We start from the raw sequence: 12,441 nt of genomic DNA, 5'->3' as shown, positions 1-12,441 counted from the left end.
TCAACCCAGAGAGGGACAACCCCTCCTCACCGATGTGGCTCGTCAACTGGAGGGCTCCGCCCTCCCATAACCCACAGCCTGCCACGCCCCCGAAGGGGGCTCTAGCAGTCAACCTGTAAGAAGGAGTACCCATGCCCACGATCACCGTAGACCCCAGCGCCTACGACGCCTCGACCAAAGCCGCGAAGGCGAAGGCCGAAGCACGCAAGCTCGTCAAGCTGCGCAAGCGTGAAGCGGCCGATGTCACCCACGCGCTCGACGCTCTCAACGCTCGCCTGCTCCGTGGTGACGACGCCGTCACGGCCATCGACCTGGTCAACGCCGATGCTGAAGTCAAGCGCGCCGACCTGCTCAACACCTACGCCGAGCGCCTGTTGCGGCGTGCCGAGCGTAACACGTCACCTGGCGACTACGAGGTCGCCACCCACGTCGCCACGATCCTCGTCGAGACGGGCACCTACGACACGAACGTGACGATCACCGACAAGGTACCCGCTGCCGTGGACAAGAGGACGTTGCCGCACACGTTCATTGTCCAGCGTCGCCACAGTGTCGGCCTCGACCTGGAGTCGGTCCACCTGGAGGTCATCCTCTACTCGAAGTCTAAGATGCTCACTTCGCCGCAGACCGACGAGATCACCCGTCCGCTCGTCCAGCGGGGATGGGAGGTCTCGGCCATGCGCTCCCTGCCCGAAGAGCTGGACGGGGGAGTCTGGCGGCACGCCGTCACCCTCGACGTGTCCAAGGGCTGGGGCCAGTTCCCGGCTACGCGGGGCGGGAACTTCTACGAGTTGCACTACCGCGTGCCGGACGCCGCAATGGAGGGCTTGCACCACTACGGGGTGAGGCTCGCAGGCTATGGCCTCGACGGCACCCTCCTAGAGTCCACCGTTGACGGTGACCGCATCACTGAGCGATGGGCTCTCGGGTTTGGCGCCGCCTTCCACGGGGAGGTCGACGCGGCCAAGGGTGCGGCTGGGCGTGCGCTGCGCTCCCTGGTCGACACCTACATCCCGGGGTTCGGCCTCGTCGCGGATGTGAAGCTCACCGACGCCAGCCCCCTCCCGGGTCGGCGCGACGTGAACGTGAAGCTCACCGATCACGTGGGCGCCCACACTGCCGATGTGGCCTACGCCGTGGTCGCCGTCCAGCGCTCGAACCCCGCCCCGGAGTTGTTCATGGACGCCGACGTTGACGACGACTACGACTACGACGACGACGACGACGACGACTTCCAGTGAACAGAAGCCCCCGATCCCTTCAACGTGAGGGGATCGGGGGCTCTTCCATGTCAACCTGGGTTGACGCCGACGACCCTGGAACTGTGGCACCCTGCGAGCAGCTAACACTTGATGGTGCATCGCGGGCATTCTCGGGGGTCCACCCCCCACCCCTGAGGGCCCGCCTGCCGCGACAGCGGGGAGCGACCTGGACCCAACCCTCACCCTCGTTCTCGTCGTCGCTCAGCGGGCCACGTAGGCCGCGACAACGACGAAGCCGACGAGCGAGCTAAGCCAACGAGCGAGCTAAGCCAACGCGAGCGAGCTAAGCCAACGAGCGAGCTAAGCCAACGCGAGCGAGCTAAGCCAACGAGCGAGCTAAGCCAACGCGAGCGAGCTAAGCCAACGAGCGAGCTAAGCCAACGCGAGCGAGCTAAGCCAACGCGAGCGAGCTAAGCCAACGAGCGAGCTAAGCCAACGAGCGAGCTAAGCCAGCGGTGTGAACTTCACCCGGTCGCGGTCGGGCTTGGCATACCTGCCCTTCGGCATCTGGGCGACGGTGATGGACTCGAACACATTCGCGAACATGGAACGGAGCTTCCCCAGGTCTAGCGCGTCGGGGAGGGTGAAGAAGGTTTCGAGGTCTGCCACCCAGCCCATCGCGCTGGCAGACGCCGTGAGGCTTTCCAACTCCTTAGTGGTGGCCTCCCTCCGCTGGCGCAAGCCCTCCGTCGCCGTGGTCACCTGGTCCATCGTCATAAGGTCCGCTGCGAACGCTGCGGCAAGCTCCCCTAGCTTCGTTTCGATCGTCGCCAACTCCGCGCGTAGCTCCAGCGCTCGTGAGGCGTCCGCTTCCTCACTCGGCCCCGTCCACGCTTCCATGTGGCGGGGGAGTGCCTCGCGAAGCGCGAGGAGGGCGACAGAGTCGAGCCAGTCTTGCGCCACCGAGCAGTGACCCTTGCGGCATCCGTACTTCCGGACCTTGAACTCTCGCCCATCGTTGCGCTTCATCACGTCGGTTCGGATGATCCACAAGGGGGTTCCGCAGTGGGCGCACGTGGCGATGCCAGACAACATCGTCGTCACCTTGTTCCCACCGTTCGCATTGCGTCCACGCTTGGGGTCGGTGAGGGTGTCCACCACGGCTCGCCACGTGGGCTCGTCAACGACGGCGACCCAGTCACCCCGGGCGACCACCTCACCTTCGTACACTTTGAGACCAGCGTTCCGCGCGTTCTTCATCGTTTGTTTCACTGTGTGCGGGGTGAAGGGCTTGCCGAAGTAACCGACAAATCCCGCTTCGTTCCACGTCCGCGCGATGGATGCCGTGGTGGCGCCCTGTAGCACGTCGGCAAACGCCTGCCGCAGCAGGGTCGCCTCCGCCTCCCGGAGGGTCCCGTCGAGCTCGTAGCCGAAGGGTCGGTTGACCCACCCCCTCCCCCCTTGCTTGGCACGCTGGCGGTAGGCGGCTCGCTGGCGCTCGCTGCGAATGTCGCCCTCGTAGGTTGCCCATGCGGTCACCGTGCGAGCGACCGCTTTGCCAGCGGGGGTCGAGAGGTCCAACTGCCCTGCCTGTATCGCCCACACGGTGAGGCCAGCGTCCAGCACGCGCTCTAGGTCGCGGCTCACGCGGGCCAGTCGGTCGAGGTTCCACACGACGACGTGGGCGGGACGATCCTCTAGCAGTTGCTCGAAGGCGGGACGCCGCTTGCCGCTCGTAGCGCTCACGTCGTTGTCGATGTAGACCGTGCCCACCGTCCACCCGCGCGCCTCCGCGTAGGCGCGGCATTCCTCCTCCTGGCGGGCAACGCCTAGGCCGGTGTCGTCGCGGTCGAGCGAGATACGCGCGTAGATCGCTACGTGGCTAGGCTCGTTGGGGCTCTGCGGGCTCCGTGGTGGGTGCGTCACAAGCCTAGGGTAACGGGATTGTCGGGCAGGTGACGCTCATCACGCTCGTGGTGCTGACGGGCGCCTTCCTGTTCGGGCGCGGCTTCTTCGCTCCCTACGGCACCCCGCTCGGCCAGGTGCTGCTGGCCGTGTTGCTGACCCTGTACGTCGGCTCGTTGGTGATGCTGCGGCGGATGACGCTGCCCCGCCGCCGCGAACGCATCCTGCGGGCACGCGCATGAACGCCCTGCTGGTCGTCGGCCCCGGGCTGTTGCTCGCGCTGGGGCTCGTGCTCATCGTCGGGGCGTTCCTGCCCCAGCACGTGCGGCTGGCGGACGCCCTCGGCGTGCTCGGCGACACGGCCCCGCCCGAGCCTGAGACGGACCTGGAACAGACCCGGCTCGAGTCGGTGGGCAGCTGGTGGCTCGACCGGCGTCCGACGGTGGTTCCCGCCGAGCTGACACGGCAGTTGCAGCTCCGGGGGCGGAGCCTCGCGCGGCATGTCGGCATCAAGCTCGTCTGCGCGCTGGCCGGCTTCCTGCTGCCGGTCGTCGGCGCGGTGACCTACTGGGTCGTGACGGGTCAGCTGGCGCTCGTGCCGGTGCTGGCGAGCCTGCTCGGTGGGCTGATCGGGTTCATCGCACCCGACCTGCTGCTGCGCGCCGCGGACCGGACCACGAGCTCGGACGCCACGGAGGCGCTGCTCGTGTACTTCGACCTGGTCACCCTCGAGCGGTTGGCCAACCAGTCCGCCACCCAGGCCCTGCACGCGGCGGCGTCCCTGTCCGACATCGCGATCTTCGCGACCATCCGCTCCGCCCTGGACCGGGCTCGTCTGCAGCAGCGCATGCCGTACGCGGAGCTGCGGGAGGTCGGCGCCCAGCTCGAGCTGCCGGCGCTGGTGGACCTGGCCGACGTGATGCGGCTCGACGAGTCGGGGGCGTCCCTGTCGGGCACCCTGCGGGCCCGCGTCAAGGAGCTCCGCGATGCGCACCTCACCACCGTCAAGATGGCCGCAGCCGAGACATCGGAGCGCATGACGCTCTTCATGGTCATCCCCAGCCTCGTCTTCGGCCTGTTCTTTCTTGTGCCCCCACTCCTGACCCTCCTGAGCAGTTGAACACCACCAATGAAAGGAAACACCATGGAAACCGTCCACCGACTCATCGGTTCCGCCCTCGTGTTGAGGAACACCGTGGCGGAGACCGCACGCGATCAGCGGGGCCTCTCCCAGTCGACCGAGCAGGCGATCCTGCTGGCCGGCGTCGTCGCGATCGCGATCGGCATCGTGACCCTCATCACGGGCTTCGTGAACGGCAAGCTCGCGGGGATCGGCTGACCGACGTGACCCGCCGCGACGAGCGGGGCATGACGGATTCGGTCCAGTGGGCCATCCTGACGCCCCTGCTCCTGCTCACCGTGCTCGGCATCATCCAGGCCGGGCTGTGGCTCCACGGGCGCACCATCGCGTCCAGTGCCGCCATCGCGGGCGCCGAGGAGGCAGCCGTCCTGGGCGCCACCGACAGCGCCGCGGTCGCCATGGCCGAGCGCCTGGCCGATGGGGGTGGGCTCGCGGACGTCACCGTGTCCGTCGAGCGGAGCACCGAGCGGGTTCGCGTCGTCGTCAGCGGGCAGATGCCCACGTTCGTCGACCTGGGTCAGACGCGGGTCAGCGAGCAGGCGACCCGGCCCGTGGAGCGGGTGACCCGGCCATGACGCACCCGCAACGGGAGACGCGCCGGGGGGAGCGCGGCGCGGCCTCGGTCGAGTTCGTCGTGATCGTCCCGGCATTGCTCCTGATCATCGGCCTCGTGTTGGCGGGCGGACGGCTGGCCCTCGCCCGCTCGGCCGTGCAGCAGATGGCCGACTCGGCCGCCCGGTCCGCATCGCTGGCCCGCGACGCCTCCACCGCGCAGCGGCACGCGCTCGAGGTCATCGGGGCGGACGCCGCTGCGGCCGGGCTGCGGTGTTCCGGCGGTCTGGATCACGTGATCGACACCTCGGGGTTCTTTGTCGCGGTGGGCCAGGAGGCGCGGGTCGAGGTGCAGGTGCGCTGCGCCGTGACGCTGGGTGACCTCCTCGTTGCAGGCCTGCCGGGCACGTGGGTGATCGAAGGGCAGGCCAGTTCGGCCATCGACCGCTACCGGGGGAGACGATGATCAGACGTTCGGCGGCGTTCGCCGCACTGGTCGGCCTCGTGGTCGCACCGCCGTTGGTGTTGCTCGCCATCGGCTTCCGCGACTGGGCCACGCTCAGCCTCACCGGGGTCACCGACATCCGGCTCCTGCTCGCCCTCCTGACCGTCGTCGGCTGGGTGGCGTGGGTGGGGTGGGTGGCGGCGGTCGTCCTCGAACTCGTCGCGCTCCTCGCGGGTGATCGCGGACGCCCCCAGCGGGCAGCCCCGCAGCCGGCCGGATGGGCGGTTGTCGCCGGACCCCGGGCCCTCGCCGCGGCCCTGCTGGCCGCCGCCTTCGTCGCCCAGGTGACGCCCCTGGCGTCGGGTGCCCCCGGGGATGGGGCCGGTACCGCCACGCCCGGTGGGGGTCGGCTGCCCCTGGCCGGCACCGTGAGCGATGCCCCGGACGCCAGCGCCCGGGCCGAGGGTCGGGCCGCCGGCGGAGGGGCGCGCCAGGATCTCGGCCAGACGGCGGGCGATGCCACGGATGCGGAGCTGAGCACAGGGTCGGAGGTCAGCCGAACCGACGCGCTGGTCGCCCGCGGGCCATCCGGTGCAAGGGCGTCCCGAGCCACCATCCACACGGTGCGTCCCGGCGACGACCTGTGGAGTCTCGGAGCCCGCTACTACGGCGACGGGGCGCAGTGGCGCCAGATCGTCGCCGCGAACCCCAGCCTGGGAACCGACCCCTTGGCTGATCTCACCCCCGGCATGCAGCTCACGATCGCCGAGCCGGTCACGCTCGTCACCGTGCGGGCCGGGGACACGCTCAGCAAGCTCGCCCTGCGCCATCTCGGCGAGGCGGATCGCTGGCCCGAGATCCACGCCCTCAACCGCGACCGTGTCGCGGATCCCGACATGATCGACATCGGGTGGGTCCTGCGGGTGCCGCTCCTGCTCGCGGCCGAGGGCGTCGCGGGATCCCCTGCGCCGGCGACGGCTGAGCAGTCGGTGGACACCCCGGTGGATCAGCCGGCTGATCCACCGGCCGATCCGCCGGTTGATCCGCTCGCCGAGACACAGGGGGATTCCGCCCAGGACGCGGACCCGAGCGGGTCCGAGAACCACGCTTCGGGTGATGGCATGGCCGAGGGGGAGGAGGGCGCTGCATCGCCCGACGTTTCGGTGCCCCCCACCGCATCGGCGGACTCCGGCGCTCCGGCGCGGCCGACCCCGCCGGTGCAGAGCACCGTTCCCACGGCGGACACACTGGCGCCCGAGCACGACCAGCGGGCCATCGCTCGGCTGGTGGGCGGGCTGACGACGCTCACGGCGTCGGCGGTGCTGGGCGGCCTGGCGCTGCGGCGGCGCTGGCAGGAGGCATCGCGGCCGCTGGGCCGGAGGATCGCCCCGCCGGAGGCCGAGCTGACGCGCTTCGAGTCGGCACTCGGGCTGGTGCCGGACCACCACGAGCCGGATCGCGAGGATCTCATCGAGCGGGCCATGCGCCACCTGGCGCGGCACTGGTGGCAGCAGGGTCTGCTCGCGCCGGTGCTGGCCGAGGTGGTGGTCGGGCCGGACGACGGCGAGTTCCGTTTCGTGTCCGATCCGGGCTCCGCGCCGCCCGGGTTCCAGAAGGTCGGCGACCGGCTGGCCGTGACCTGGGCCGCCTTGCGGGAGCTCGACGACCCTCCGCATCCGGTCGCCTATCCGGCCTTGGTCACGCTCGGTGAGGACGTCGGAGAGAACCTCGTCATGGTCGATCTCGTGGCCTCCGGCACGCTCGGCGTCCGCAGCGAAGGAGCCACGCTGGCGTCCGAGGCCCTGTCGGCCATGCTGGTCGAACTGGCGTGTGCGCCGTGGTCGGCCGAGCTGCAGCTGCTGGTGGTCACCGATGACGAGGCGTTCACCCACGTTGCTGGTACCCACCGCGTCCGCACCACCACGGACGCCGAGGCCGCGGTCGTCGAAGTGGAGCGCATGGCGCATGCCCGCCAGGGCCTTCTCGGCGACGAGGCCTGGGATCGCGTGCGCCTCGATCCCGACCGCGCGGACGCCTGGGCCCCCTGGGTCGTCCTGTTCGAGGTGAGGCCGTCCCCGGCGCACGTTGCCCGCATCCAGGCGGCCACGGAGGGCACGGCGGTGGGCCTGGCCGCCGCACTCCCGGTGGGCGCCGAGGCCGGGCAGGCGACCTGGGAGCTCACCGAGAACGAGGAAGGTCGAGGTGTGCTGGCCGGCGAGCGCTCCCTCGTGCCCCAAACCCTCCCGTCGGCGACGCGGGCCGCGATCAGCAGCCTGTACGCGCTCGCCGATTCCACCCTCACCCACCCAGCCCCCTGGTGGTCGTCCGACGACCCGGAGGAACCCGTGAACATCGTCCAACTCCACCCCCGCCCCGCCGACACGCATGCCCCCCGCGTGCTGCTGCTCGGCCCGCTCGACCTGGTGGGTGCCACCGGGGAGGCGCCCACCCGCTCGACCCGGGCCTGCGTCGAGTACTGCGCGTGGCTCGTCGAGCACCCCGGCGCCACCCCGTCCCACATGTCGACGGACCTCTTCGTCACCGACGGGACGCGGCGCTCCAACCTCAGCCGGCTGCGGGCCTGGCTGGGCTCCGATCCCGACGGGCGGCCCTACCTTCCCGAGGCCTACTCCGGCCACATGCGGCTGCACCCCGAGGTGACCTCGGACTGGCGTGACATGCTGACCCTGACGCGGGGCGGCGTGAACACGATGTCGCTGGAGCGGCTCAAAGCCGCGCTGACCCTGGTGCGCGGAGCGCCCCTGGCCGATGCCGCCCCGGGGCAGTGGGGTTGGGCGGAGCACCTGCGTTCCGAGATGGCGGCGCTGATTCGCGACCTGGGGGTCGTCACGGCGCGCCTGGCGCGGGAGAAGGGCGATCTGGACGCCGCCCGCTGGGCCGCGAATCGCGCCCTCATGGCGGCGCCGGACGACGAGTTGTTGCTCGGCGAACGGATTCGCGCCGAACAGGCCGCCGGCCGTTACGACGAGGTGGAACGGCTCGTCGGACGCCTCCACCGGCAGTCGCGGCTGCTCGGGGTGGACCTGTTGGACGAGACGGTCGACCTCATCCAGGAGACGGTCGAGGGGCGGCTGCGGGCGCGCGAGGCCTGAGCCGGGGCGTCCGGCGTCCGGAGGGGTCAGTCGGTGAGCAGGTGGGCGGGTACGAACTCGACGCCGGCCACGCCGGCCAGCAGCCGCGGGTCGACCTTCTCGCCGCGCCGGATGACCGTGACGCCGCCCCGGGGCTCCAGCACCACGACACCGGCGTCCTCGAGATGGCGGACGCCGGCCGAGCGGAGCCGGGCCATGAGGTCGGCCTCGGAGACCAGCAGCTCCCGCGCCGGACGCGACACGAACCGGCCGTTGACCATGACCACGCGGGGCTGGTGGCGGCGGGAGACGGCGGCGATGCGCCGCAGCCTGCCGAGCAGCGCTTCGAGAACGAGCAGGGTGGTCGATGCGACGAGCGCCCCGGCCAGGGTGGGGGTCGGCCCCAACATCCCGCGGGCGATGAGGCTGCCCAGAACGGTCAGCAGGGCGAGGCTGAGGGTCGATGAGCTGGAGAACAGCCGGGGGCCCGACCACGCGAGCACCAGCGAATAGGCCAGGTAGAGCACCGTGGCGGCGATCACGACTCCCAGCGCGTCCCACGGTGTCATGCCGATGTGCGTCCAGAGCTCACCCATGGCTCCATTGAACCGCAGCCTCGGGGGGCCGGGAGGTGGCTCGGTGCGGAGCGCAGCGTGCCTGGGCCGGGGGCGGGTGCGGAGCCACCTCACCCACGCCGTAGCCTTGTCGCATGGGGGAAGCCGCATTCTGTTACGTCGTCATGGCCCACAACCCGGACGGGGTGGACCGGCTGGTGCGCCGTATCCGGAGCCTCAGCCCCAGCGCGAACGTGCTGGTGCGGTTCGAGCCCCACCAGGGGTTCGACGCCGAGGCGCTCCGTGTGGCGGGCGCACACCCGCTGGCGTCGGCGATCCACGTCCGCTGGGGGTCCTGGGAACTGACCGCGGCGATGATCGAGGCGCTGGCGACCGCCGAGGCGGAGTTCCACGCCGAGCACTACGTGCTGGTCTCGGGCACGGACTATCCCATTCGCTCCCTGGCGGCCTGGGAGCGGGAATGGGTCGACCAGGGTGCCGATGCGCTCGTCGAACAGACGCCCGACCAGCCCGACAACTGGCGCTTCCGGTGGTTTCTGCCCGAGGTGCGCTTCCCGAGCCAGCCGTCGCTGTACCGCGCGGTCCGTCACGTCGGCTGGCGCATCGGCACGCTGACCCGACCGGTCCTGCAGGTGTTGCCCCGGTTCGTCGAGGGCGACCGCCGCTGGTTTGTGGGCGTGCGGCGTCCGGGCGTGAGGCCGCCGGTACCGATCGTGAAGGCGAGCCAGTGGATGACGCTGTCGGCGCGCGCGCTGCGCCGCGTCCTGGATCGGGACGCGCGCGAGTCGCAGCTGCGCCGCTGGTTCCGCACCGTGCGGATCACCGACGAGATCTACCTCCAGTCGCTGGTGCACGACGACCCGGAACTCCGCGTCGTCCAGGGGCCCACCACGCTGAAGGAGTTCGGTGAGAATCCCTCCAGCCCGCTGTGGTTGGACGCCGACCGCCTCCGCCGCCTGACCGACGGCGCGCGGGCCCCCTTCGCCAGGAAGTTCGCCCCGGACGCCCCCGCGGAGCTTTTCGCCGCCGCCGACGCCTTGGCCGACGCAGAACGATCCTGAGAGGCACCGTGGCTGACATCGTCCGGCACTGGAACTCCCCGGCTTGGTTCGCCGAGGCCTCGACGTGGATCCTGGCCACCTGCGCCCGACTCGGGCTGCGGGTGGTGGCACCGGTGGCACACCATCGGGTGCGGTTCTGGTCGGTGCTGCTCACGGTGGAGACGGCCGAGGGCCGGGTGTGGTTCAAGGAGAACAATCCGGGGCAGCGGTTCGAGGCCGCCCTCACCATGGAGTTGGTCGGCATCGCCCCCGGTCAGATCCTGCCGCCGCTCGCGGTCGATCGGGACCACGGCTGGATCCTCACCGCCGACGCCGGCCCAGTGCTCCGCGAGCGCGGGCCGCTGACCGAACCGGTGCTGCTCGACTTGGTGCACACCTGCGCCAACGTCCAGCGCCGCGCAGCCGAGCACGGGACCCGGTTGCGTGCCGCAGGGTTGCCGGCGCGACCCAGCGGCGACGCCGTCGGATACGTGCGCAGGCAGGTCGAGTGGCTGGCGCGGTTGGATGCGACCCACCCACTGCACCTGGATGCCGCCGCGGCGTCCGAGCTGCTGGCAGGGCTGCCCCGGCTGGAGGACGCGGTCGCGCAGGTGGTGGCGCTGGGTCTGCCGGACAGCGTGGAGCACAATGATCTCCACACCGGCAACGTGTTCGTGGCTCCTGACGGGCGGCTCCTGCTGTTCGACTGGGGTGATGCCGTGTGGGCGAACCCTGTGGGTTCCCTGCTGGCACCGCACCGGATGCTCACCGTGCACGGTGATCTCGGGGTCGATCCACCCCTGGCGCGCATGGTGGACGCCTACCTCGAACACTGGAGCGATCTGGCGTCGATGGCTGAGCTGCGCGCGGCGGTCCCGGCGGCCCTGTGCGTGGCGGGCACGCAGCGTTTCGAGACCTTCCGTCGCCTCATGGACGCGATGGACCCGGAGCACCTCGTCGGCTGGCGCGACCCGATCCTGTCGTGGCTGCGGTCCACGGTCGCGTAACGGCGCGATCCTGCCAGGGCATCTCGAACCCGGCCGGCACCAACCAGCCCAGGACACGCCCGCCACCAGACCCCACCTCTCCCAGGGACCTCCGGCCCCGCACCCGGTCGACTCACGTCCGAATCGGGGTCAGGTAGCGGGTGTGTTGACGTGGACGGCCCGTCGGGTCGACGCGGAGCGGTGGAATGACCTGCGCCGGCCCGTGGGCCGGCAGGTGGATGCGCCACCGATCCGCCTGGGGGTCGTGACTGGGCTCCACCACACCGTGGTGATGCGGGCAGAGGAGAACCAGGTTCGCCAGGGCGGTGCGTCCTCCGGCCCACCACGGGGTGATGTGGTGGGCGTGACAGCTCTCGGGTGGTTGTTCGCATCCGGGGAACACGCAACCCCGGTCACGCACGGCCAGGGCAGCGCGTTGGGCGTCCGTGACGAGGCGGCGCTGGCGGCCCTGGTCGAGCACCTCGGAACGCCCGCCCATCACGATGGGGAGCACCTCGCAGTCGCAGAGCCATTGGCGCAGGGTGCCGGCGTCGATGGGCGTGTCGCTGCCGACCAGCCGACCGTGGAGCCGTGGTGGCGCATCGCGGGCTGCCTGGTTCAGCTGGTCGAGGGTCACCGTGACGATGACACGGGGTCGGTCGCCTCCGTGCCGAGGGGACAGGGTGGTGCGGGACAGCGCGTCGATGAGGGCCACGAGCCCATCGGCGCGGCGCATCGCCGGCGTCAGGAGCGCGGCGGCCGGGTCGAGGGCGTCCAGCGCGCGGCGCTGCCCCTCGGCCCAGGCGTTGACGGTCTTCACCACGAGCTCGGCCTGGGCCACCGGCAACGACCCCTTGATCAGGATCGAACCGCAGTGGTCGGGAGTGAACGTCAGGTGGCGGGCCCGGGTGGCCTGGGCGAGCTCCCGTTCCAGGCGGGCAGCCTCGTGTGCCTCGGCGACCTCCGGAGCGAGCAATTCGACCAACCGATGGGTGAGCCGACGGAGCTCGGTGGAGGTGTGCGTGGCGGCGAACCCGACCATCATGTGCTGGGCCTCCTCGACGACCGCTTCCGGCAGGTCGGCGGGCAGCTGGTCGAGCACCGCGGTGATGGCGTCGCTCTGGACGGGCATCACGTCGCCTGCGCGTGCGGCATCACGGACGATGGCGAACCGATCGAGGCGCTGCCCGTGGCCGATCAGCCGGTGGGCCTCGGCGCGCGTGTGTTGGGTCGCGTCGGTCAACCAGGTCGAGGCCGACGTGCCGTGGGCGCGCCACGCCACGTCGTCGTGGTCGATCGCCGCAGCCAGCCCCGCCTGCCACGCGTGCAGCCGTCCGGTGACCCGCACCGCCTCGGCGAGCAGCGCCAACCGGTCGGCGTCGGAAGGCAGGCGGAGTCGGTCGTCGGTCAACGCATCGAGGGCGCGACCGATCAACGCCACCAGGGCGGCGTCATCGAGGTGCTCCAAGCCTTCCGTCATGACCACCACGCTACGATCCGCCT

General features: G+C 70.8%; 12 protein-coding genes. 9 read left to right on the top strand and 3 right to left on the bottom strand.

Features of this window, described 5'->3' with window-relative positions:
• The first annotated feature begins 131 nt into the window (after nt 1–131).
• Nucleotides 132–1,241, top strand: a complete 1,110-nt coding sequence (locus PCC79_RS16155; RefSeq protein ID WP_342372450.1) for a hypothetical protein — start codon at nt 132–134, stop codon at nt 1,239–1,241.
• 465 nt (nt 1,242–1,706) lie between these two features.
• Here the strand turns inward: PCC79_RS16155 and PCC79_RS16150 are convergent, their stop codons facing one another.
• Nucleotides 1,707–3,128 carry a recombinase family protein gene (locus PCC79_RS16150; RefSeq protein WP_342372449.1) on the bottom strand — a complete coding sequence of 474 codons (1,422 nt, stop codon included), beginning with the start codon at nt 3,126–3,128 and terminating at the stop codon, nt 1,707–1,709.
• A 29-nt stretch (nt 3,129–3,157) separates the two neighbouring features.
• Here PCC79_RS16150 and PCC79_RS16145 point away from each other — a divergent pair, with 29 nt between their 5' ends.
• Genes PCC79_RS16145 through PCC79_RS16120 form a run of 6 tightly spaced genes read left to right on the top strand, consistent with a single transcriptional unit; the run spans nt 3,158 to nt 8,358 of the window.
• Entirely contained in the window at nt 3,158–3,349 is a 192-nt protein-coding gene (locus tag PCC79_RS16145) for a hypothetical protein (protein ID WP_342372448.1), read from the top strand.
• Nucleotides 3,346–4,227, top strand: a complete 882-nt coding sequence (locus tag PCC79_RS16140) for a hypothetical protein (RefSeq protein ID WP_342372447.1) — start codon at nt 3,346–3,348, stop codon at nt 4,225–4,227. Before PCC79_RS16145 ends, PCC79_RS16140 begins: the two co-directional genes overlap by 4 nt.
• A gap of 24 nt (nt 4,228–4,251) precedes the next feature.
• Complete coding sequence (locus PCC79_RS16135) at nt 4,252–4,446, top strand: hypothetical protein (protein WP_342372446.1); 195 nt, start codon at nt 4,252–4,254, stop codon at nt 4,444–4,446.
• A 29-nt stretch (nt 4,447–4,475) separates the two neighbouring features.
• Nucleotides 4,476–4,823 carry a TadE/TadG family type IV pilus assembly protein gene (locus PCC79_RS16130; RefSeq protein WP_232547055.1) on the top strand — a complete coding sequence of 116 codons (348 nt, stop codon included), beginning with the start codon at nt 4,476–4,478 and terminating at the stop codon, nt 4,821–4,823.
• On the top strand, nt 4,820–5,266 hold the full coding sequence (locus PCC79_RS16125; RefSeq protein WP_342372445.1) for a TadE/TadG family type IV pilus assembly protein: 447 nt from the start codon (nt 4,820–4,822) through the stop codon (nt 5,264–5,266). Before PCC79_RS16130 ends, PCC79_RS16125 begins: the two co-directional genes overlap by 4 nt.
• The gene (locus PCC79_RS16120) at nt 5,263–8,358 is read left to right on the top strand and encodes a LysM peptidoglycan-binding domain-containing protein (protein ID WP_342372444.1); all 3,096 of its coding nucleotides are present in this window, start codon (nt 5,263–5,265) and stop codon (nt 8,356–8,358) included. The genes PCC79_RS16125 and PCC79_RS16120 overlap by 4 nt, the downstream gene beginning before the upstream one ends.
• 26 nt (nt 8,359–8,384) lie before the next feature.
• Here the strand turns inward: PCC79_RS16120 and PCC79_RS16115 are convergent, their stop codons facing one another.
• A complete protein-coding gene (locus PCC79_RS16115) occupies nt 8,385–8,933 on the bottom strand; it encodes a YetF domain-containing protein (RefSeq protein WP_232547058.1) in 549 nt (182 codons plus the stop codon).
• Between the two features lie 113 nt (nt 8,934–9,046).
• Between PCC79_RS16115 and PCC79_RS16110 the strand changes: the two genes are divergently transcribed.
• Nucleotides 9,047–9,973, top strand: a complete 927-nt coding sequence (locus PCC79_RS16110) for a beta-1,6-N-acetylglucosaminyltransferase (RefSeq protein ID WP_342372443.1) — start codon at nt 9,047–9,049, stop codon at nt 9,971–9,973.
• Between the two features lie 8 nt (nt 9,974–9,981).
• A complete protein-coding gene (locus PCC79_RS16105) occupies nt 9,982–10,959 on the top strand; it encodes a phosphotransferase family protein (protein WP_342372442.1) in 978 nt (325 codons plus the stop codon).
• A gap of 112 nt (nt 10,960–11,071) precedes the next feature.
• Here the strand turns inward: PCC79_RS16105 and PCC79_RS16100 are convergent, their stop codons facing one another.
• Nucleotides 11,072–12,418: an HNH endonuclease signature motif containing protein gene (locus PCC79_RS16100; RefSeq protein WP_342372441.1), complete on the bottom strand. Its 1,347-nt coding sequence runs from the start codon at nt 12,416–12,418 to the stop codon at nt 11,072–11,074.
• Between the last annotated feature and the right edge of the window lie 23 nt (nt 12,419–12,441).

Origin of the sequence: Propioniciclava soli, from assembly GCF_038502305.1 — a bacterium.
GTDB classification, from domain to species: Bacteria; Actinomycetota; Actinomycetes; order Propionibacteriales; family Propionibacteriaceae; genus Propioniciclava; species Propioniciclava soli.
The sequence above is the reverse complement of the archived record's forward strand: the minus strand, read 5'-3'. Positions and strand labels throughout refer to the sequence as shown.

Bases quoted from the DNA above. Each gene is read 5' to 3' on its own strand.
- PCC79_RS16155 (WP_342372450.1), top strand. From the start codon at position 132: ATGCCCACGATCACCGTAGACCCCAGCGCCTACGACGCCTCGACCAAA.
- PCC79_RS16140 (WP_342372447.1), top strand. From the start codon at position 3,346: ATGAACGCCCTGCTGGTCGTCGGCCCCGGGCTGTTGCTCGCGCTGGGG.
- PCC79_RS16135 (WP_342372446.1), top strand. From the start codon at position 4,252: ATGGAAACCGTCCACCGACTCATCGGTTCCGCCCTCGTGTTGAGGAAC.
- PCC79_RS16130 (WP_232547055.1), top strand. From the start codon at position 4,476: ATGACGGATTCGGTCCAGTGGGCCATCCTGACGCCCCTGCTCCTGCTC.
- PCC79_RS16125 (WP_342372445.1), top strand. From the start codon at position 4,820: ATGACGCACCCGCAACGGGAGACGCGCCGGGGGGAGCGCGGCGCGGCC.
- PCC79_RS16120 (WP_342372444.1), top strand. From the start codon at position 5,263: ATGATCAGACGTTCGGCGGCGTTCGCCGCACTGGTCGGCCTCGTGGTC.
- PCC79_RS16115 (WP_232547058.1), bottom strand. From the start codon at position 8,933: ATGGGTGAGCTCTGGACGCACATCGGCATGACACCGTGGGACGCGCTG.
- PCC79_RS16110 (WP_342372443.1), top strand. From the start codon at position 9,047: ATGGGGGAAGCCGCATTCTGTTACGTCGTCATGGCCCACAACCCGGAC.
- PCC79_RS16100 (WP_342372441.1), bottom strand. From the start codon at position 12,418: ATGACGGAAGGCTTGGAGCACCTCGATGACGCCGCCCTGGTGGCGTTG.